A 19,027-nucleotide genomic window follows, 5' to 3' on the forward strand; every position below is an offset into this window, starting at 1 on the left:
GTGCGACATTGAAGCGGATTATTGTTCGGCACCGGCCACTTCACGCCGCATGCTGTCGATATGTTGGCGGATATGGGCCGCCTCGGCGGAGGTCGTGGCAAGCGCGATGGCCCGGTCGAAGGCCTGATGCGCCTCGGCATAGCGGCCGAGCTGCTTCAGGAGGCCGCCGCGCAGGCCGTGGAAATAGAAATAGCCGTCCAGCTTCTCCGCCAGCGGCTCGACGAGCGCCAGCGCCGCCTCCGGCCCCTCGCGCCTGGAGACCGCGACGGCCCGGTTGAGCCGCACCACAGGCGATGGCTGGAGGCGCTCCAGTCTCTGGTAGAGCAGGTCGATCTGAAGCCAGTCCGTCTCCGCCGCCGTTCCGGCGCGGGCATGCAGGGCGGCAATCGCCGCCTGTATCTGGAAGGGACCGGGCGCGCGATGGCGGATCGCCTTGTCGATCATCACCAGCGCCTCGTCGATCAGCGGCCGATCCCAGAGCGAACGGTCCTGATCCTCCAGCGGCACGATCTGCCCGTTCGCATCGAAGCGGGCATCGAACCGCGAATGCTGAATGAGCAGGAGCGCCGTGAGGCCCATGATCTCCGGCTCGGACGGAAAGAGTTTCAGCAGCAGCCGCGCCAGCCGGATCGCCTCCGCGCAGAAGGGCGTATCCGCCTTCTGCGGCACGCCGGCCGAATAGCCCTCGTTGAAGACGAGATAGATCATCGCAGCCACAAGCCCGAGCCGTTCGGCCCGCGCCGCCGCATCCGGCGTCTCGAAGGCAATGCCGGCCGCGCCGACCCTGGCCTTGGCGCGGGTGATGCGCTGCTCCATCGCGGCTTCCGAGACGAGGAAGGCCCGCGCGATCTGCCTCACCGAAAGGCCGGAGACGATGCGCAGCGCCAGCGCGATCTGCTGCGTAGCCGGCAGGTCGGGATGGCAACAGACGAAGAGCAGGCGCAGGATGTCGTCGCGGTAATGCGCGCCGTCCAGCCGGTCGGCAAGGTCGCTCTCGGTGTCCTCCAGATCGGACAGCATCTCCTCGGGCGGCAGCGGCTGGGTTTTCACACGCTTGCGCACCTGATCGATGCCGCTGTTACGGCCGACGAAGATGAGCCATGCGGCCGGATCGCGCGGCGGGCCTTTCTCGGGCCATGTCCTCAGCGCGCGAAGGCAGGCTTCCTGAAAAGCCTCCTCCGCCATGTCGAGGTCACGGAAGTAGCGCAGCAGCGCCCCCATGGCCTGCGGCCGCGCCGAGGTGAGCGCCAGGTCGATCCAGGCGAGGTCTGTCATGCGATGGGCACTCCCGGATTGAAGAACTGCAGCGGCCGGATCTCATAGGTCCCGTTTGCCGGATTGGCGGCGGAAAGCTCGCGGGCGAACTGGATCGCCTCCTCCAGCGTCTCGGCCTGAAGCACGAAGAAACCGAGGAACTGCTCCTTGGTTTCGGCGAAGGGACCGTCCATGACGATATCGTCCGTCGCGCCCTTGCGCACGGTGACGGCCGCCGTCGTCGGCATCAGCCGCGCGACGGGGCCGAGCTTGCCGGCCTCGGCATAGCGCTGGTTGACGGCGCCGAGATCGGCCATGACCTTGTCGTCCAGCTCCTTTGACCAGGCGCAGACTTCACTTTCGGCATCGTAACAAAGAACGGCATACAGCATGGTAAACTCCCGTTGGCTGAAAGACGTAGAAGTAGCGTCTCAGCCGACAGGGCGCACCGGATTATTTTTGATTTTTGCCAGGGCGTTCCAGCGGTTCAGATCTTGAACACATCATCCTGCCGGAACACGATGACATAGCCGCCGGTCGCCTCGGCTTCGCGCGCCCAGTCCCGCAATTGCGCGTGATAAGGCTCGCGCCGCCAGATATCGGGATGGTCGGGATCGACCAGAACCGTGATCTGCGGCCCCTGCCGATAGACCATCATGTGCGAGCGCGACGGTTCCCATATCTCGGCAAATCCCGCATCGGTCATCCAGAGGCAGAGAAAGTCACGGCAGACCGAGGGCCGGTCCACATAGATCGAGCATCCCTTCCCCGCGACGCAATGGCGGCACCAGACATTGGCCGGCTTGTCGAACAGGTCGATATCGGGCAGCCGGCAGCAGAGCGTACAGGTGCCGCAGGACCGGCCGGCAACAACGTTGGGAGATGATGGCATGGCCGGTGCATAGCATCCGGCCATCGAACCTTGAAGGGAGGCGCGACGATTTACGCGCTCAGCGTCCGCCGCACCGCATCCTTCCAGCCCTTGATCTTCACCGCGCGCGTCTTCTCGTCCATCTCGGGCGTGAAGCGCCTGTCGCGCGCCCAGGACCTGGCGAAGCCCTTGCGGTCGGGCCAGACGCCGGCGCGCTGGCCGGCGAGCCATGCTGCACCGAGCGCCGTGGTCTCCAGAATGGTCGGGCGGTCGACGGGGGCGTCGAGGATGTCGGAAAGGCGCTGCATGGTCCAGTCGGAGGCGACCATGCCGCCGTCGACGCGCAGCACCGTCTCCTTGCCGTTCGCCTTCCAGTCCTTGTGCATGGCGTCGAGCAGGTCGCGCGTCTGGTAGCAGACCGCCTCCAGCGCGGCGCGGGCGAATTCGGCCGGGCCGGTGTTGCGCGTCATGCCGTAGATTGCGGCGCGCGCCTCCGGGTCCCAGTGCGGTGCGCCAAGGCCGGTGAAGGCGGGGACGAGATAGACGTTCTGCGTCGGGTCCGCCTTGGCGGCGAGATCGCCGGTGTCGGACGCCGCCTTGATCACCTTCAGCCCGTCGCGCAGCCATTGCACGGCAGCGCCGGCGATGAAGATCGAGCCTTCCAGCGCATAGGTCGTCTCGCCGTCGAGCCGGTAGGCGATGGTGGTGAGCAGGCGGTTCTTCGAGCGCACGATGTCCGGGCCGGTGTTGAGCAGCGCGAAGCAGCCGGTGCCGTAGGTGGATTTCATCATGCCCGGCTCGAAGCAGGCCTGGCCGATGGTCGCGGCCTGCTGGTCGCCGGCAACGCCGAGGATCGGGATTTCCGCGCCGAACAGCCCCTTCTCCGTCACGCCGAAATCGGCGGCACAATCCAGTACTTGCGGAAGCATGGCTTTGGGCACGCGCAGGATTTCGAGCAATTCGCCGTCCCAGTCGTTCGTCGCGATGTTGTACATCAGCGTGCGACTAGCATTGGTGGCGTCGGTGACATGGGACTTGCCGCCCGTCAGCCGCCAGATGAGGAACGTGTCGATGGTGCCGAAGCAGAGATCGCCCTTCGCGCCCCGCGCCCGGGCACCCTTCACGTTTGAGAGCATCCAGGAGAGCTTGGTGCCGGAAAAATAGGGGTCGAGCAGCAGGCCCGTCTTCTTCGTGAAGGTCTTTTCGAGGTCCTGCTTCTTCAGCTTCTCGCAATAGGAGGCGGTGCGGCGGTCCTGCCAGACGATGGCGTTGTGGATTGGCTTGCCGCTCTCACGCTCCCAGACCACAACCGTCTCGCGCTGGTTGGTGATGCCGATGGCGGAAATGTCGGAGGCCTCGACGCCGGCCTTCTTCAACGCGGCCTTCACCGACCAGACGACGCTTTCCCAGATTTCCTCGGGATCGTGCTCGACCCAGCCGGACTGCGGAAAGATCTGCGTGAATTCCTTCTGGCCGGAACCGACGACCTTCTGGTTGCCGTCGAAGACGATCGCCCGGCTCGAGGTCGTGCCCTGATCGATCGCGAGAACATATCCGCCCATGCTTTCCTCCCGGTGAAGAGCCGCTCCCAGGCCCTTCGGAATCTTCAATACGATGCAAAAACGAATGTCAAAGGAAAATAAAACGCAAGTCGCGCTTCGTCCCCGGCGGAACTGTAGCGCGCAAAACACAATTGTCATCGCTCGAGTTTTCGGCGTAGGCTACCGCAACGCAGCATATCGGGAGAAACAAGATGAAGAGCGTCGTCATCACCGGCTCCACCAGCGGCATCGGCCTTGCCATTGCCAGCGCCTTCGCGCAAAGCGGCGCCAATGTCGTCATCAACGGTTTCGGCTCGGCGGAGGAGATCGAGGCTATCCGGGCGAAGCTCGACGGTCTCGGCAAGGGCCGCGTGCTCTACCATCCCGCCGACATGACGAAGCCGCACGAAATCTCCGACCTCATCCAGACGGCGGTGGAGGAATTCGACGGCGTCGATATCCTCGTCAACAATGCCGGCATCCAGCATGTCGAGAAGATCGAGGATTTCCCGGTCGAGAAGTGGGACCAGATCATCGCGATCAACCTGTCCAGCTCGTTCCACACCATCCGCTGCGCCGTGCCGCATATGAAGCGCAAGGGCTGGGGCCGCATCGTCAACGTCGCCTCCGCGCACGGTCTCGTCGCCTCGCCCTTCAAGGCGGCCTATGTGGCGGCCAAGCATGGCGTCATGGGCCTCACCAAGACGGTCGCGCTGGAGGTCGCCGAGAACGGCATCACCGTCAACGCCATCTGCCCCGGCTACGTGCTGACGCCGCTCGTCGAGCAGCAGATCCCGGCGACTGCAAAAGCCCGCGGCATCAGCGAGGCCGAGGTGAAGACCGACGTCATGCTGAAGTTCCAGCCGACCAAGGAATTCGTCGGCACGGACGAGGTGGCGGCCATCGCCATGTTCCTCGCCTCGGATGCGGCCAAGTCGATCAACGGCACCCACATCTCCGTCGACGGCGGCTGGACCGCGCAATAGCCGCGCCCTCTCAATGACGACCGTCGAGATAGCCGAGATCCCGCTTGATGTGATCGGACACATGGCGGGGGTCGAAATGCGGCCGGCGCTTGCGCCGCCGCAAAAGGCGCGCCACCCTTTGCCAGAAACTTTTCTTGCGGGGGTGCGTCGCGTCGGCAATGGCCCGGTCGGCGGTGCATGTCATGGTCAAACCTCGAAAATTCCATCCATTGCTTGCAGCCTGCGCCGGAAAATGATGGAATTCCAATCGAACCTTCGTCTGAACCCATAAAGAGAGCTTGGCCTTGAAGATGTCGCGCGCCTTCCCGCTCAATGCGCTCCGCGTCTTTGAGGCAGCCGCGCGGCACGGCAGCTTCACCCGCGCGGGCGACGAATTGGGCATGACGCAGACGGCCGTCAGCTACCAGATCAAGCTGCTGGAGGAGACGCTGGGCGAGACGCTTTTCCTGCGCCAGCCGCGACAGGTGGCGCTGAGCGAGGCCGGCGAACGGCTTGCGCCGAAGGTGGCGGAAGGGCTCGCGAAACTGGCGGAGGCTGTGTCGGACCTGCGCGGGGCGAGCGAGCAGAAGTTGCACATCCACTCCACGCCCACCTTCGCCCTGCAATGGCTGAGCCGCACCATCGGCGATTTCCAGCTCAGGCACCCCAACATCGCGGTGCGCCTTTCCACCTCGCAGGACGTGATCGATTTCGCCAAGGAAGAGGCCGATGTCGCCGTCCGCTGGGGCATGGGCGACTGGCCGGGCCTTGCCGCCCATCGGGTCATGCGCATGGATTTCGCGCCCATGCTGAGCCCGAAGCTCGCCGAGACCATCGGCGGCGTGAAGGAGCCGGCCGACCTTCTGAAGCTTCCGATCATCAGTGCGCGGGATATCTGGTGGCGCACCTGGTTTTCGGCAGCCGGCATCGACAATCCGAATCTGGAGCGCTTTCCGCCGAACGAGCTGGGCACGCAGACCATCGATGCGCAGATCGCCATGGCCGGGCAAGGCGTCGCCATCCTCAGCCCCGGCCATTTCCGCAGCGAGATTGCCGCCGGCCAGCTCTACCAGCCCTTCGACCTCACCTGCAACGATGGCCGCGACTACTGGCTCGTCTATCCGGAAAACCGCCGCAATATCCAGAAGATCCGGGCATTTCGGGACTGGATTCTCGCGGCCATGCCGCAGGAGGTCTGATCCCGTCCGGGGAGCGGCCGGGGGATGGCCGCTCCGCAAGCCCTTTCAGGGCTGCTCGATGACGAAGGGCGTATCGAAGAAGTGTTCGATCACGTTGTTGCCGCCACCGAGACGGTCGACGACGAGGAAGTCGCTCACCGCGCCGATGGCCATCAGCGGATGATGCCAGACGTTGCGGCCGTAGTTGACGCCCTGGCGTCCGCCGGCGAGGAAGACCTGCGGCCGGCCGGGCCTGCCACCCTCGTCCGCCGCCACGACCACCAGCCACGGCCGGTTGTCGATGGGCGAGAAACTCTGGCTGCCGAAGGGATGGCGCTCCATCATACCGATGGCATAGGGGAAGCTGCGCGGGCTGCCGCGGAAGATGTTGATGATGACCTTCGCATCCTCGCCCACCGCCTCGGCCACGGCGAGCGCGTTGTAGCGCTCTGTCGTGCCGCCGTTGATGTAGCGCATGGCGGCGGGATCGGTCTCGATCACGCTGCCGAAGGGGGCGAAGGCTTCCTTGGTGAGGGGCTGGATCGTCAGTTTTTCAGCCATCGGACAGCCCTCCCGGGGAGAGGAAGGGCGGTCGTCGGTAATCAGGCATCGTCAATCTCCGGGGAGCAGAGCATTCAAGCGCAGGAGCGCAATGCGCTCCACCTGGGCTTTCGCGGTTTCGAATTCCTCATCGGCCGTATTGCCGATGCGTGTCTCGAAAGCGGCAAGGATGTCGCTCTTGTCAAGCCCCTTCACGGCAATGATGAAGGGGAAGCCAAACTTTTCCGTGTAATCGGTGTTGGATCGGGTAAAACGCGCGTGCTCTTCCGGGCTGAGCCGGTCGAGACCGGCGCCGGCCTGTTCCTTGCGGCTGTCCTCCGTCAATTCGCCGGCGATGGCGAGCTTTCCGGCAAGGTCCGGGTGGGCGCGCAGCACGCCGAGCTGCTCGGCATGGCTCGCCTTACGGAACGCCTCGGTCAGCGCGCCGTGCACGCCCGCCGCCGTCAGGGGCAGCGCGACGGAACCGGCGTCGAGCGCCCGCTCTGCGATGAAGGGCGAATGCTCGAAGACGCCGCCGAAGCGGTCGAGGAAATCGGCCCGGTCGATCATGCGCTCTTTCCCTTCGTCGGATGGTAGTTCTCGATCCAGTGGCGCGCGATGTCGATGCGGCGCGGGATCCAGACCTTCTCATGGGCGAGCACGTAGTCGACGAAGCGGGCGAGCGCGGCGGCGCGGCCGGGGCGGCCGACGAGGCGGCAATGAAGGCCGATATTCAGCATCTTCGGGCTGCCTTCCTTGCCTTCCTGGTAGAGCACGTCGAAGGCGTCCTTCAGGTAGTTGAAGAACTGGTCGCCGGCGTTGAAGCCCTGCGGCGTTGCGAAACGCATGTCGTTCGTTTCGAGCGTGTAGGGAATGATCAGGAAGGGTTCGCCGTCGATGCCCGGCACAAAATACGGCAGGTCGTCGGCATAGGAGTCGGACGAATAGACGAAGCCGCCCTCCTCCATGACGAGGCGCAGCGTGTTGTCCGAGGGCTTGCCCTGGTACATGCCGAGCGGATGCGAGCCGGTCAGTTCCTTGTGCAGGCGCACGGCCTCGCGGATGTGCTCGCGCTCCTTCTCTTCGGAATAGTCCTTGTATTCCAGCCAGCGGTAGCCGTGGCTGGCGATTTCCCAGCCGGCTTCCTTCATCGCCGCGACGGCTTCCGGATTGCGCGCCATGGCGAGCGTCACGCCGTAGACCGTGGTGGTGACGTTCCGGCTGGTGAAGAGCCGATGCAGCCGCCAGAAGCCGGCGCGCGAACCGTATTCGTAGATCGATTCCATATTGAGGTTGCGCTGGCCCGGCCAGGGCTGCGCGCCGACGATTTCCGACAGGAGATTCTCCGACGCCGCATCGCCGTCGAGAATGCAGCTTTCGCCGCCTTCCTCGTAGTTCACCACGAATTGCACGGCGATATTGGCATCGCCCGGCCAGCGAACCTGCGGCGGAGTGCGGCCGTAACCGATCAGGTCGCGCGGATAAGTCTTGTCAGTCATTCGATCACCTCGGCAATGGGCGGAACCGTGCACCGGGCGGTGCAATACCCCATGGGAAGGAACCAATAGCGCCTTGGTCCGTTTCCTGTCCATGACAAGCAAGGAGAAACACTATGGCCATGCAGGACGCAAACATTCGTGAAACGCAGGATCTCATCGCCAGCGACAAGGTCGAAGGCACCAGCGTCTACGGCGCGGACGGCAAGCATATCGGCGCGGTGGAACGCCTGATTCTCGACAAGCGCAACGGGCATGTATCCTATGCCGTCCTCAGCTTCGGCGGCTTCCTCGGCATCGGGCAGGACCACTATCCCCTGCCCTGGAGCAAGCTGAGCTACGACGAAGGCCTCGGCGGCTATCGCGTCGATGTGACGAAGGAACAGGTGGAGCGCGCACCGCACTATGAAAGCGATGCCGAATACGACTGGAACCGCCGCAACGGCAAGGTGATCCACGACTATTACGGCGTTCCGCCCTACTGGATGTAAGCGTCAGATCCGTCCGGCTTCCTCGAAGTGTGCCGGAACGGTAAAGGAGGGCGGTACGCCGAGCGTGCCGCCCTTTATCTCGTGCAGCACTTCGCGGGCCAGCGCATGCGCGAGGCCGAAGCTCACCTTGAAGCCCCCGGTCATCAGGCTGACATTCGCATGATCCGGGTGCCGTCCGACCATAGGCTCCCGGCCGATGGCCTTGGGCCGAAGCCCGGCCCAGCGCTCGGCGACAGGCGCGTCCGCAAGAACCGGCGCCATGGAGCGCGCCTTTTCTATGAGGGCGTCGAGAAGCCCATCGGTGCCATGCGGATCGGAGAAGCTGTTCTCGCTGGTGCTGCCGATGGCGACGAGACCGTTGTCATGCGGCACGATATAAAGGCCGTCCGCGAAAATCACCGGAAGGGACGGGTCGACGGCGGCCTTAAGGAAGGCCGCCTGCCCCTTGACCCCGACGCCCGCCGGCTTTGCCAGTGGCGGGCCGAGCGGGGCCAGCAGGGCGAAGGTCTCGACGCCGGCCGCCAGCACGCAATGGCCGAAGGCGACCGCGGTTCCGTCGTCAAGACACGCGGTCCCGGCCGCCGTATCCAGGCTCTCGATACCGGCGCCCTCGCGGATGGAAACGTTCGGCAGCCGTGCAAGCGCCGCGCCGAGGGCGGCAACGAGGCTGCGTGGCGCAAGGCGGGCGGCAAGGTGATCGCGGACAAGCCCGCAGGCCATCGCCTCGCCGGAAGGCCAGCCATCGACTGGGGCGGCGTCCAGTACCTCGAAGGCGAAGGCGCGGCCGGGTGTGCGCCAGGCCGCGCGGGCATCCTCGGCATGGCCGAGCGCGATGTCGCGATTATGGGGTTTTCCCAGCGGGATGAGTCGGCCGGAGCGCCGGTAGCCGGCGGAAAGGCCGGTCTCCGCCTCCAGCGCCGCAACCTCGCCTTCGAGGGAGACCAGGGCATCGAACTGGAAGGCCTTCTTGGCGTTCCAGCGATCCGGCAGATGCGGCATCAGCGCACCGAGCAGGCCGCCGCTCGCTCCCGCGCCGATCCGCCGCTTTTCGACGAGCTGGACGGACAGGCCTTGGCGGGCGGCAAAGAGCGCGGTCCAGAGTCCCATGACCCCGCCGCCGGCGACGAGGAGGTCCACGCCCGGTTGACCGACGGCCTTCCCGCGATTATCGGCTTCTGCCATGGCTGACCACGATCCTGAACAGACACCGCCGAGCGAAACGGTCCTCGACTGGCACGAGGGCGATATGCCCTATTCACGCGCCTTTGACGACCACTTTTATTGTCGCAGCGACGGGCGGCTGGAATGCGGCCATGTCTTCCTTTCGGGCAACGACCTGCCGCACCGCTGGCAGCGTGACGAACCTTTCCGCATCGCCGAACTCGGCTTCGGCACCGGCCTCAACCTGTGCGAGACCTGGCGTCAGTGGCGCGAGACGGCCCCCGGCGACGCCAGCCTCGCCTTCACCTCCTTCGAGCGTTTTCCGATGGCGCGCGCCGATATCGACCGGGCGCTGGCGCACTGGCCGGAGATCGACCGGGAACGTGCGGTGCTGACGGCGAAATGGCCGGACGCGCCGCAAGGCCGCATCGAGATCGAGCTTGCGCCGCGCGTCCACCTTACCGTCGTCTGCGGCACGGCGCTCGACAGCCTGCAACGGGAGGAGGCGCCGTTCGACGCCTGGTACCTCGACGGCTTCGCCCCCTCGCGCAATCCGGACATGTGGTCGGCGGAACTGATGGCTGAGGTCTGCCGCCTCACTGCCGCGGACGGCCGCTTCGCCACCTACGCCGCCGCCGGCTTCGTGCGGCGCAACCTGCTTGCCGCAGGCTTCTCGGTGGAGCGCCGGCCGGGCTTTGCGGGAAAGCGCGAAATGCTCTGCGGGGGCAAAGCCACGTCCTAGTGCAAGACGCCGTTTACGGCCTGCGCCTTGCCCGGCTTCAGCCAGCGATCCAGCTTCTCCTCCAGCTTCTCGATGCTGATCGGCTTGGCGAGATAATCGTCCATGCCGGCGGCGAAGCATTGCTCGCGATCGCCGTCGAGCACATGGGCGGTGACGGCGACGATGGGAACGCGGTGGCCGCTGCCGCTTTCCAGCGCGCGGATTTCCCGGCTCGCTTCCAGGCCGTTCATGACGGGCATGGAGACGTCCATCAGGATCATGCCCGGGCGGCTGGCGCGAAAGACCTCGACCGCCTGCGCACCGTTCTCCACCAGACGGAAGCGCAGGCCCGACGCCAGCAGCAACTGGGTAAAGAGGATCTGGTTGACCTCGTTGTCCTCCGCGACCAGCACGTCCAGCGTCTCGCCGCCCGTCACCGCGGCAGGAGGCGGCGCCTGCGGGCGAAGCGGCAGGACCTTGGCCTGTGCGGCGTCCTGCGCCGCCGGGGCGCCCTTCGCGCCCCGCACCGCGCGCAGCACCTCGGCCACCGTCTCGCGCAGGAGATCGGCCCGGGCCGGCTTCATCAGATGCGCCTGCACATCCTGCGAGGACCGGTGCTGGTCTTCCGTCGAAAGGTTCATGGAGGTCAGCACGATCACGGCGATATCCGCCGTCGCCGCGCCGTCGCGCAAGGCCCGTACGAAGGCCGGCGAGCGCTCGGGCCGGTAGTCGAGCAGGATCGCATCGACCGCCACGCCGATATCCGCCGCCGCCGCGAGCACGGCCAGCGCCTCGGCCTCGGACCCCACGGCCGTGGCGTCGTAGCCCCATTCGAGCAGCATGTCGTGCGCGGCCTTGCGGGACAGGTCGTGCGCATCGACGACGAGGATGCGCGCACCCGTCGCGCGCGCCGGGACGATGCGGGCCGGCAGCGAGGAGACGGCGAGCGCCATCGGCAGGCGGACGGTGAAGACAGAACCGCGACCGACCTCACTTCGGGCCTCCAGCACGCCGCCGAAAAGGCGCGTCAATCCGTCGGTGATGGCAAGGCCGAGGCCGGTGCCCTCGTGCCGGCGCGTCGAGGAACTGTCGACCTGCGAGAACTTCTCGAAGATCGATTCCATCTTCTCGGCCGGAATGCCCGCGCCCGTATCCTCGACGCTGATGACGATCTCGACGCCGCTCTCGGTGGTCTCGGAGGCAAGATCGATCAGCACATGGCCGCGATCGGTGAACTTGACGGCGTTGCCGACGAGATTGGTGACGATCTGCCGGAAGCGGCCGGCATCGCCCATCACCGCCGCCGGCATGTTGGCCGCGCCGCGCACGACAAGCTCGATGTCCTTTTCCGCCGCTTTCGCCGACAGGAGCGTCGCCACGTCCTCGATGGCCTCAACCGGATTGAAGGCGACATCGCGCAGCACCATCTGGCCGGCATCGATCTTCGAGAAGTCGAGGATGTCGTTGATGATCGTCAGGAGCGCATTGCCGGATTTCACCATGATGTCGATGAAGGTCTTCTGACGCGTGTCGAGGTTGGACTTGGCGAGCAGTTCGGCCATGCCGAGCACGCCGTTCATGGGCGTGCGAATCTCATGGCTCATATTGGCCAGGAATTCCGATTTCGCCTTGTCGGCCGTCTCCGCCCGGGTCACGAGGCGGCGCAGCTCATCCTCGCGGTCCTTGAGGGCGGTGATGTCGGAGAAGACCATGACGTCGCGGCCACGGCTCGTCGGCGTCACATCCAGCCGCAGCCAGCGCTGGTAGCCGCTGAACACCGTCAGCGACGCGGGCTTGCCGGTGAAGAGGATGCGCTCGAACTCACTCGCATCGACCGGGTCCTCGCCATCGAAACCGGCGATCTTGCGGTCGATGCAGCTTTGCAGCACCTCCTGCATCAGCGCGCCCGGCTGCAACAGATGCGGCGGCATGGCGATCATCGTGGCGAGCGCCTCGTTGGAAATCACCACCACACCGTTCTCGATGATCAGCAGGCCCTGGCTCATCGAGGAAACGGCATCCTTCATGAGGCTGCCGATATCCTCGAGCGCGCTGCGGGTCTCCAGCACCTCGCGCTCGCGCTCGCGCCGCTCGGTGATGTCGATATAGGTGAGCAGGCAGCGGCCACCGGAAACCACGCAGCCGGCCTCGATCACCGTACGTCCGTTGGCATAGGAGACCTCGCGCACCGGCGCGCTGCCGGCGCGGATGCTGGCGATGCAGGCCTCGTAACCGTCGGCCCGGGCGCGGCCGTCGTCGCTGACGCCGCCCTGCTCCTGCTGGAAGCGCAGCAGCTCCATCAGCGGCCGGCCCTTCATCGGCGGCAGGGCGCCGCCCCACAGCTCCTCGAAAGCCCCGTTCACCAGGTCGATCGTGTTCGTCTCGTCGACGACCACGATGCCCACCGGCAGCGATTCCACCACGCTTTCGAGATCGGCCCGCGCCGCTTCCGCCAGGCGCTGCGTCTCGATCAACTGTTCCTCGCGCTTCTTCAGCAGCGTGGTGTCGGTGAGCGATCCGATGAGGTAGTTCTTGTCGTCGAGCGTGGTGACGCGATAGAGCCGCGAGATCGTGGGCAGCACCGAGCCGTCCGACCGGATATAGTCGATCTCGGATTCGAACAGCTCGCCGGTATCCAGCACGAACTGGTTCTGGTCGTGGAATTCCTCGCCCTGCTCGGGGTACATTTCGAGCGTGGTGAGGCCGAGCAGTTCTTCTGGCTGCCGGCCCGTCAGGTCGACATAGGCCCGGTTGGCGAAAATCATGCGCTGGTTCTCGTCGCGCATGAAGCTTGCGACCGGCAGCTCGTCGAGCAGCGCGCGGTAAAGGCTGATCTCCTGCGAATGCTGCTGCAGCCGTCCCTCGCTCTCCTTCAGCGCCGTGGCGTCCAGCCGCAGCACGACCAGCGTGCCATCCGGCCGGCGCTGGCTGACGAGGCGTATCCAGCCGCCCGCCATTCGCATGAGGGATTCGTGAAGCGGCAGGCTGTACTCGGCGAGCCGGCTGGCGACCCAACGCGCGCGCTCATCCGCAGACGCCGGCCCGATCTCGAGCGCGTGCAACGCCTCGACGATCGCGGAAAGGCTGATCGCGCCGCCGGCCGTTTCACCGACGAGAGCGCCATAGAATTCCCGCATGCTGCGATTGGCGTAGCGTAGCCGATCATCCGCGCCGAAGACGGCGACCCCCGCCCCCATGGCGTCGAGCGCGCTTTCGACATGCGTGCGCGCATCCTCCCGCTCCATCTGCGGGGGCGCTGCGGACCGGGCTGCCGCGCCGTTTCCGTTGGCGGCGGCGCGAACGGTCGTGGCAAGCACCTCCACGACCGGCGTGAAGAGGCCGACGAGAATGGATATCGCGGGAGAAATCCGCTCGCGCCTCAGCGCGATGTCGAAACAGCCGTCGAAAGGATGAACATAGCGCGCGCGCTCGGGATTGCCGAAGATCAGGCAGCGGCGTTCCGGGTCGCTCCGGTCGCCATGGCCGGGCGCCTCGCCGATCTCGTCGCTGCGAAGGCCCACCATCTCCGCCGGGGAACGGCCGAAAAGACGCGCATAGGCATCGTTCACCGCGAGGTAGCGCAACTCGCTGCTCTTGACGTAGGCCGGATGCGGGTGCGCGCCAACGCGCGCGCACGCCGCCACCAGCATTTCGTCATGAGATTCAGCCACGCCAAGTACTCCCCGAAGCGGCACGGATAGAGAGATTCATACCCCTCGGGGAGTATCACCAATCCTTGAACGGATGGTTAACCGATCGTTGCCGGAACCCGGGACGCCCTCACGCCTCGAACATGATCGAGCGGACGGAGGAGATCAGCTTCTGCGTCGGCAGGTTGGAGAAATTCCTGTCGATCTCGGCTGTGGTCAACGTACGCGCCCTGTCGGAGAGCTTGCTGCGCAGGTCGCCCAGCGTCTGCGGCGCTGCGCAGATGACGAGCCGGTCGAAAGCGCCTTCGGCAGCATAGTCATCGATGCGGCCGGCGATCTCGGCGGTGAATTTCTGCTGTTCCTCACGCACCGGATCGCTGGAATATTCCATGGCGGAACGGCCGGGACCGACGGAGGAATGGCTGCGCCCGGGCCTGTCGGCCATGATGTCCTGCGCCTTCTTCGGCTCCCAGCGAAAGATTTCCTGCTCCGGATTCTGCTGGCCGTCCTTCAGCAGGTTTACCCCCTTGAGCAGGCGTGCCTGATTGCCGTCGGCGGCGAGAATCCAGGTCGTAGCGGTCATGTTTCCCTCCCGTAGCGAGATTCATGGATACGCAGATCGCTTCTGCGCCGGGAAGCATCCAACAGGATTGTGGCAGGATGCGTATCGGTTCAACGCAGGGCGGAGGCTCAGGTTCCTGATTTCGCAAGGATCGCGGCGCCCTCCTTTCGCAGGTGCGAAAGTAACACTTGACTTTTCGCCACAAAACAACGACATGAGCCGCAGCGTCGCCCTTCGGCCGCCGCGTGAGCGAGCCAGCGATTTCCCGAACAGGGATGCCAAGAAGGACAAGCGCAAGAGAAGGATCCGCCTCCCATTTTGCGGATGACTGCGCAGACGATAGCCAACCAACCCACAAGTTCCCAATTCACGCGGGGTTCTTGACGCCAGACGAAACCGGAAGCGCATGGTGCGTTCCGGCCTGAAGTAGTTCCAGCAAAAGTGTGACGCGGTTTTGCGTCCGGAACTGCGTTCGGGAAAGTCGTTTGGCGCCCCCGAAAGGTATTGCTTTGACCACTTTCCACGACCTCGGCCTCTCGAAGACCATCGTCGCCACCCTTTCCGCGCTCGGCTTCGAGAAAGCCACGCCGATCCAGGAAAAGGCCATCCCGCTCGTCCTCGAAGGCTCGGACCTCATCGGCCTCGCCCAGACGGGCACCGGCAAGACGGCCGCCTTCGGCCTGCCGATGATCGAGAAGCTTCTCGCCGACACCCGTCGTCCCGACCCGCGCAACATCCGCGCCCTCATTCTCGCCCCGACCCGCGAACTGGTGAACCAGATCGCTGATAACCTGCGCGACTTCGTGAAGAAGACGCCGCTGCGCGTCGTCACCGTCGTCGGCGGTGCTTCGATCAACAAGCAGTCGGAAATGCTGAACCGCGGCACCGACATCCTCGTCGCCACGCCGGGCCGCCTGCTCGACCTCGTCGCCCGCAAGTCGGTGACGCTGACGCAGGCCCGCTACCTCGTGCTCGACGAAGCTGACCAGATGCTCGATCTGGGCTTCATCCATGACCTGCGCAAGATTTCGAAGATGGTGCCGAAGAACCGCCAGACGCTGCTCTTCTCGGCCACCATGCCGAAGCTGATCGCCGAGCTTGCCGGCGAATATCTCAGCAACCCGAAGAAGGTCGAAGTCACCCCGCCCGGCAAGGCCGCCGACAAGGTGGAGCAGTATGTCCACCACGTTCCCGGCAAGGACCAGAAGACGCAGATCCTAAAGCAGACGCTCACCGCCAACCCGGATGGCCTGTCGCTCGTCTTCTCGCGCACCAAGCACGGCGCCGAGAAGCTGATGAAGCATCTCGACCAGGTCGGCTTCAAGGCCGCCTCGATCCACGGCAACAAGAGCCAGGGCCAGCGCGAGCGTGCCCTCAAGGCTTTCCGTGACGGCGAAATCCGCGTGCTGGTCGCCACCGACGTCGCCGCCCGCGGCATCGACATTCCGGGCGTCACCCACGTCTACAACTACGACCTGCCGGAAGTGCCGGACGCCTATGTCCACCGTATCGGCCGCACGGCCCGCAACGGCCGCGACGGCATCGCCATCGCCTTCTGCGCACCGGACGAAGCACATCTCCTGCGTGACATCGAGCGGCTGATGGGCATCAAGATCGCCGTCGCCAGCGGCGAAGCCCCGGCCGAAGTCAGCACGGCAGGCCCCGGCGGCAAGTCCCGCAAGGGCCGCAACAGCCGTGGCGGCGGCCAGCGCTCCGGCAACGGCCGCGCCGCCAACCGCCCGGCCCGCCAGCCCTTCGGCGACGGCGCACAGGCCGAAGCCGGCGCGCCGTCCGGCGCCAAGCGCCCGCAGCACGGCCGCCCCGCCCAGAAGCAGGGCGACCGCCAGAACCGCAACCACGGCGGCAACGGCCAGCCCGGCCGCCCGCAGCGCAGCGGCAAGCCGCGCCGCCCGGAAGGCCAGCGCCGCGAACAGGCGTAAGCGGATAGTGCATTGGAATGAGGAAACGGCGGGCTTCGGCCCGCCGTTTTCGTTTATGCACCCTCACTCGGCCGGCGCCACATCCTTGCGATTGGTAAGGTACACCCCCGCCACCACGATCACCGTGCCGAGGATCATCGGAACCGTCAGCTCCTCACCAAAAATCGCGGCCGCCTGCAGCGCCGCGATGGGCGGCACCAGATAGATGAGCGAGGCCGCGCGCGAGACCTGTCCGCGGCGAATGAGGTAGAGCAACAGCAGGATCGCCCCCATCGAGATGCCGAGCACCGACCAGGCAAGCAGCGCGAAAAAAGCAAAGCTTATCTCGACATGCGGGGTTTCGAGACCGAGTGCGAGAGGCAGCGTGACGATCAGCGCACCGACATATTGCAGCGTGGCGACGGCGCGAATGTCGCCGGTCTGGAGGTGCTGCTTCTGATAGATCGTGCCGTAGGTCACGGCGGCCATGCCGAGCATGTTGACGAGGATGGCGAGGGCCGGGATTTCCGCCGCGCCCTGACCGAAGAATTTCGGCAGCACGGCGATGAGCACGCCGAAAAAGCCGAGACAGAGGCCAAGCTTCTGCGTGACGCTCAACCGCTCGCCGATGAAGAACGGTGCCGCCAGCGCCGTCATCAGCGGCTGGAGCGCGGCGATGATCGAGGACAGCGCCGCCGGCACGCCCTCGCCGATCGCCCACCAGACCGCGCCGAGATAGATACCGTGCAGGAAAACACCGGAGACGATGGCGTGCAGGACGGTGCGTCCGTCGCGCGGCCAGGAGGCACCGGACGCAACGCAAAGCCCCGCGAACAGGACGGCCGCGGTGAGATAGCGGATGCACAGGAAGGTCAGCGGCTCCGAAAGCAGGGCCGCGAACTTGGCGACGACCCAACCCGTGGACCAAAGCAGGACGAAAATGGCCGGAGCCAGGCGATCGAGGGACATGGGATTTCCGGCAGCACGACAAGCAATGCGCGAGCGTTAGGGCCTGCCCCTTTGATGGTCAAAGGAATTTCCTTGATGCTTAGGTTCAGACAAAGCCATCGGTGACCATGCTTTCGGCATCTGCCCACCGTTTCGGCAGAGCGATGCGCCGGTGTGGGCGACACCTCTCGAAAAACCGTCGCGCCGGCCGGTTTCCGCGCACTCAAAGCGGTGTGAGAATTCTTTCCCGCTAATTGAGCATGGTTCTTGCATTGCCCCAGATCTTGTACTCAAATGACGGAAAATGGGGAACACGCCTTTGGCATTTGACGAAATGATGAATGCGGACTCCGGTTCGCGGCAGCCGTATCAGAACTACCATGAATGGTACGAAGCACAGGATCGGGCGCGCCTGATCGCCAAATCGAGAGACGCCGAAAACCTCTTTCGAAAAACCGGCATCACCTTCGCGGTCTACGGACACGCAGACAGTTCCGAAAAACTCATCCCCTTCGACATCATACCGCGCATCATCTCTGGCCGGGAATGGCGCAAGCTGGCCCAGGGCATCGAGCAGCGGGTCATCGCCCTCAACGCCTTCCTCGACGACATCTACCACAAGCAGGAAATCATCAAGGCGGGCCGCATCCCGCGCGAACTGATCGAGCGCAACGAGGCGTTCCTGCCGCAGATGATCGGCTTCAAGCCGCCGGGCGGCGTCTATACCCACATCGTCGGCACCGACATCGTGCGCACCGGCGAGGACCAGTTCTACGTTCTGGAGGACAATGCCCGCACCCCGTCCGGCGTCAGCTACATGCTGGAGAACCGGGAAACCATGATGCAGATGTTCCCGGAGCTGTTTCACCTCAACAAGGTGCGCCCGGTCGAGGACTACCCGAAACTGCTGCGCCAGAGCCTCGCCTCACTCGCGCCGCCCGGCTGTTCGGGAAAACCGCGCGTCGCGGTGCTGACGCCCGGCATCTTCAACTCCGCCTATTACGAACACGCCTTCCTCGCCGACATGATGGGCGTGGAGCTGGTCGAAGGCTCGGACCTGCGCGTCGTCGACGGCAAGGTGAAGATGCGCACCACCCGCGGCTACGAGGCCATCGACGTGCTCTATCGCCGCGTCGACGACGACTTCCTCGACCCCCTCACCTTCCGGCCGGATTCCGCCCTCGGCATTCCCGGCATCATGGATGTCTACAAGGCCGGCAACATCACCATCGCCAACGCCCCCGGCACCGGCATTTCCGACGACAAGGCGATCTATTCCTACATGCCCGAGATCGTGGAATTCTACACGGGGCGCAAGGCGATCCTGGAGAACGTGCCGACGTGGCGCTGCTCGGAGGAGGACAGCCTGAAATACGTGCTGGAGCACCTCAGCGAACTCGTCGTCAAGGAAGTGCACGGCTCGGGCGGCTACGGCATGCTCGTCGGCCCCACCGCCTCGAAGAAGGAATGCGCGGCCTTCGCCGAAAAGCTGAAGGCCCGACCGGCGAACTACATCGCCCAGCCGACGCTCTCGCTCTCCACGGTCCCGATCCTCGTGAAGAAGGGCATCGCGCCCCGTCACGTCGATCTTCGGCCCTATGTGCTCGTTTCCGACAAGGTGCAGATCATTCCCGGCGGGCTGACCCGCGTGGCGCTGAAGGAAGGCTCGCTGGTGGTGAACTCCAGCCAGGGCGGCGGCACGAAGGACACCTGGGTTCTGGAGGACTGAG

At 65.2% G+C, this 19,027-nt stretch carries 18 protein-coding genes; 6 read left to right on the forward strand and 12 right to left on the reverse strand.

Annotated elements, in window-relative coordinates:
- Nucleotides 1-18: 18 nt before the first annotated feature.
- The 4 genes from MOE34_RS13085 to glpK form a co-directional block, all read right to left on the reverse strand.
- Nucleotides 19-1,275 carry an RNA polymerase sigma factor gene (locus tag MOE34_RS13085; protein WP_242217534.1) on the reverse strand — a complete coding sequence of 419 codons (1,257 nt, stop codon included), beginning with the start codon at nt 1,273-1,275 and terminating at the stop codon, nt 19-21.
- Nucleotides 1,272-1,646, reverse strand: coding sequence for a YciI family protein (locus MOE34_RS13090; RefSeq protein ID WP_242217536.1), 375 nt, complete (start codon nt 1,644-1,646; stop codon nt 1,272-1,274). Before MOE34_RS13090 ends, MOE34_RS13085 begins: the two co-directional genes overlap by 4 nt.
- A 95-nt stretch (nt 1,647-1,741) precedes the next feature.
- The gene (locus MOE34_RS13095) at nt 1,742-2,146 is read right to left on the reverse strand and encodes a hypothetical protein (RefSeq protein WP_242217538.1); all 405 of its coding nucleotides are present in this window, start codon (nt 2,144-2,146) and stop codon (nt 1,742-1,744) included.
- Between the two features lie 50 nt (nt 2,147-2,196).
- Nucleotides 2,197-3,687: a glycerol kinase GlpK gene (gene glpK / locus MOE34_RS13100; RefSeq protein ID WP_242217539.1), complete on the reverse strand. Its 1,491-nt coding sequence runs from the start codon at nt 3,685-3,687 to the stop codon at nt 2,197-2,199.
- Between the two features lie 191 nt (nt 3,688-3,878).
- Here glpK and MOE34_RS13105 point away from each other — a divergent pair, with 191 nt between their 5' ends.
- Nucleotides 3,879-4,652 carry a 3-hydroxybutyrate dehydrogenase gene (locus tag MOE34_RS13105; protein WP_242217541.1) on the forward strand — a complete coding sequence of 258 codons (774 nt, stop codon included), beginning with the start codon at nt 3,879-3,881 and terminating at the stop codon, nt 4,650-4,652.
- A 10-nt stretch (nt 4,653-4,662) separates the two neighbouring features.
- On the opposite strand, the gene MOE34_RS13110 is transcribed toward MOE34_RS13105, so the two are convergent.
- Nucleotides 4,663-4,899: a hypothetical protein gene (locus MOE34_RS13110; protein ID WP_242217543.1), complete on the reverse strand. Its 237-nt coding sequence runs from the start codon at nt 4,897-4,899 to the stop codon at nt 4,663-4,665.
- A 37-nt stretch (nt 4,900-4,936) separates the two neighbouring features.
- On the opposite strand from MOE34_RS13110, the gene MOE34_RS13115 reads away from it, so the two are divergent.
- Nucleotides 4,937-5,830, forward strand: coding sequence for a LysR substrate-binding domain-containing protein (locus tag MOE34_RS13115; RefSeq protein ID WP_242217545.1), 894 nt, complete (start codon nt 4,937-4,939; stop codon nt 5,828-5,830).
- A gap of 45 nt (nt 5,831-5,875) precedes the next feature.
- On the opposite strand, the gene MOE34_RS13120 is transcribed toward MOE34_RS13115, so the two are convergent.
- Genes MOE34_RS13120 through puuE form a run of 3 tightly spaced genes read right to left on the reverse strand, consistent with a single transcriptional unit; the run spans nt 5,876 to nt 7,848 of the window.
- Nucleotides 5,876-6,370: an ureidoglycolate lyase gene (locus tag MOE34_RS13120; RefSeq protein ID WP_242217547.1), complete on the reverse strand. Its 495-nt coding sequence runs from the start codon at nt 6,368-6,370 to the stop codon at nt 5,876-5,878.
- A gap of 51 nt (nt 6,371-6,421) precedes the next feature.
- Nucleotides 6,422-6,919: a 2-oxo-4-hydroxy-4-carboxy-5-ureidoimidazoline decarboxylase gene (gene uraD, locus MOE34_RS13125; protein WP_242217549.1), complete on the reverse strand. Its 498-nt coding sequence runs from the start codon at nt 6,917-6,919 to the stop codon at nt 6,422-6,424.
- Complete coding sequence (puuE, locus tag MOE34_RS13130) at nt 6,916-7,848, reverse strand: allantoinase PuuE (protein ID WP_242217550.1); 933 nt, start codon at nt 7,846-7,848, stop codon at nt 6,916-6,918. Before puuE ends, uraD begins: the two co-directional genes overlap by 4 nt.
- Nucleotides 7,849-7,961: 113 nt before the next feature.
- On the opposite strand from puuE, the gene MOE34_RS13135 reads away from it, so the two are divergent.
- The gene (locus tag MOE34_RS13135; RefSeq protein WP_242217552.1) at nt 7,962-8,336 is read left to right on the forward strand and encodes a PRC-barrel domain-containing protein; all 375 of its coding nucleotides are present in this window, start codon (nt 7,962-7,964) and stop codon (nt 8,334-8,336) included.
- Nucleotides 8,337-8,339: 3 nt separating this feature from the next.
- Here the strand turns inward: MOE34_RS13135 and MOE34_RS13140 are convergent, their stop codons facing one another.
- Nucleotides 8,340-9,518, reverse strand: coding sequence for an NAD(P)/FAD-dependent oxidoreductase (locus MOE34_RS13140; protein ID WP_242217554.1), 1,179 nt, complete (start codon nt 9,516-9,518; stop codon nt 8,340-8,342).
- Between MOE34_RS13140 and mnmD the strand changes: the two genes are divergently transcribed.
- On the forward strand, nt 9,517-10,239 hold the full coding sequence (mnmD, locus tag MOE34_RS13145; protein ID WP_242217555.1) for a tRNA (5-methylaminomethyl-2-thiouridine)(34)-methyltransferase MnmD: 723 nt from the start codon (nt 9,517-9,519) through the stop codon (nt 10,237-10,239). The genes MOE34_RS13140 and mnmD overlap by 2 nt on opposite strands.
- Here the strand turns inward: mnmD and MOE34_RS13150 are convergent.
- On the reverse strand, nt 10,236-13,889 hold the full coding sequence (locus MOE34_RS13150; RefSeq protein ID WP_242217558.1) for a PAS-domain containing protein: 3,654 nt from the start codon (nt 13,887-13,889) through the stop codon (nt 10,236-10,238). The two genes, mnmD and MOE34_RS13150, sit on opposite strands and share 4 nt — an antisense overlap.
- A 109-nt stretch (nt 13,890-13,998) precedes the next feature.
- On the reverse strand, nt 13,999-14,451 hold the full coding sequence (locus tag MOE34_RS13155) for a host attachment protein (RefSeq protein ID WP_242217560.1): 453 nt from the start codon (nt 14,449-14,451) through the stop codon (nt 13,999-14,001).
- 488 nt (nt 14,452-14,939) lie between these two features.
- Here MOE34_RS13155 and MOE34_RS13160 point away from each other — a divergent pair, with 488 nt between their 5' ends.
- Nucleotides 14,940-16,370 carry a DEAD/DEAH box helicase gene (locus MOE34_RS13160; protein WP_242217561.1) on the forward strand — a complete coding sequence of 477 codons (1,431 nt, stop codon included), beginning with the start codon at nt 14,940-14,942 and terminating at the stop codon, nt 16,368-16,370.
- A 63-nt stretch (nt 16,371-16,433) separates the two neighbouring features.
- On the opposite strand, the gene MOE34_RS13165 is transcribed toward MOE34_RS13160, so the two are convergent.
- Nucleotides 16,434-17,318: a DMT family transporter gene (locus MOE34_RS13165; RefSeq protein WP_242217564.1), complete on the reverse strand. Its 885-nt coding sequence runs from the start codon at nt 17,316-17,318 to the stop codon at nt 16,434-16,436.
- 313 nt (nt 17,319-17,631) lie between these two features.
- On the opposite strand from MOE34_RS13165, the gene MOE34_RS13170 reads away from it, so the two are divergent.
- A complete protein-coding gene (locus tag MOE34_RS13170) occupies nt 17,632-19,026 on the forward strand; it encodes a circularly permuted type 2 ATP-grasp protein (RefSeq protein ID WP_242223994.1) in 1,395 nt (464 codons plus the stop codon).
- Nucleotide 19,027: the final 1 nt, after the last annotated feature.

Source organism: Shinella zoogloeoides, assembly GCF_022682305.1.
Taxonomy (GTDB): domain Bacteria; phylum Pseudomonadota; class Alphaproteobacteria; order Rhizobiales; family Rhizobiaceae; genus Shinella; species Shinella zoogloeoides_B.

Coding starts and splice junctions, on each gene's coding strand:
- mnmD (WP_242217555.1), top strand. CDS start 9,517: ATGGCTGACCACGATCCTGAACAGACACCGCCGAGCGAAACGGTCCTC.
- MOE34_RS13155 (WP_242217560.1), bottom strand. CDS start 14,451: ATGACCGCTACGACCTGGATTCTCGCCGCCGACGGCAATCAGGCACGC.
- MOE34_RS13090 (WP_242217536.1), bottom strand. CDS start 1,646: ATGCTGTATGCCGTTCTTTGTTACGATGCCGAAAGTGAAGTCTGCGCC.
- uraD (WP_242217549.1), bottom strand. CDS start 6,919: ATGATCGACCGGGCCGATTTCCTCGACCGCTTCGGCGGCGTCTTCGAG.
- glpK (WP_242217539.1), bottom strand. CDS start 3,687: ATGGGCGGATATGTTCTCGCGATCGATCAGGGCACGACCTCGAGCCGG.
- puuE (WP_242217550.1), bottom strand. CDS start 7,848: ATGACTGACAAGACTTATCCGCGCGACCTGATCGGTTACGGCCGCACT.
- MOE34_RS13135 (WP_242217552.1), top strand. CDS start 7,962: ATGGCCATGCAGGACGCAAACATTCGTGAAACGCAGGATCTCATCGCC.
- MOE34_RS13105 (WP_242217541.1), top strand. CDS start 3,879: ATGAAGAGCGTCGTCATCACCGGCTCCACCAGCGGCATCGGCCTTGCC.
- MOE34_RS13165 (WP_242217564.1), bottom strand. CDS start 17,318: ATGTCCCTCGATCGCCTGGCTCCGGCCATTTTCGTCCTGCTTTGGTCC.
- MOE34_RS13085 (WP_242217534.1), bottom strand. CDS start 1,275: ATGACAGACCTCGCCTGGATCGACCTGGCGCTCACCTCGGCGCGGCCG.
- MOE34_RS13140 (WP_242217554.1), bottom strand. CDS start 9,518: ATGGCAGAAGCCGATAATCGCGGGAAGGCCGTCGGTCAACCGGGCGTG.
- MOE34_RS13095 (WP_242217538.1), bottom strand. CDS start 2,146: ATGCCATCATCTCCCAACGTTGTTGCCGGCCGGTCCTGCGGCACCTGT.
- MOE34_RS13120 (WP_242217547.1), bottom strand. CDS start 6,370: ATGGCTGAAAAACTGACGATCCAGCCCCTCACCAAGGAAGCCTTCGCC.
- MOE34_RS13170 (WP_242223994.1), top strand. CDS start 17,632: ATGATGAATGCGGACTCCGGTTCGCGGCAGCCGTATCAGAACTACCAT.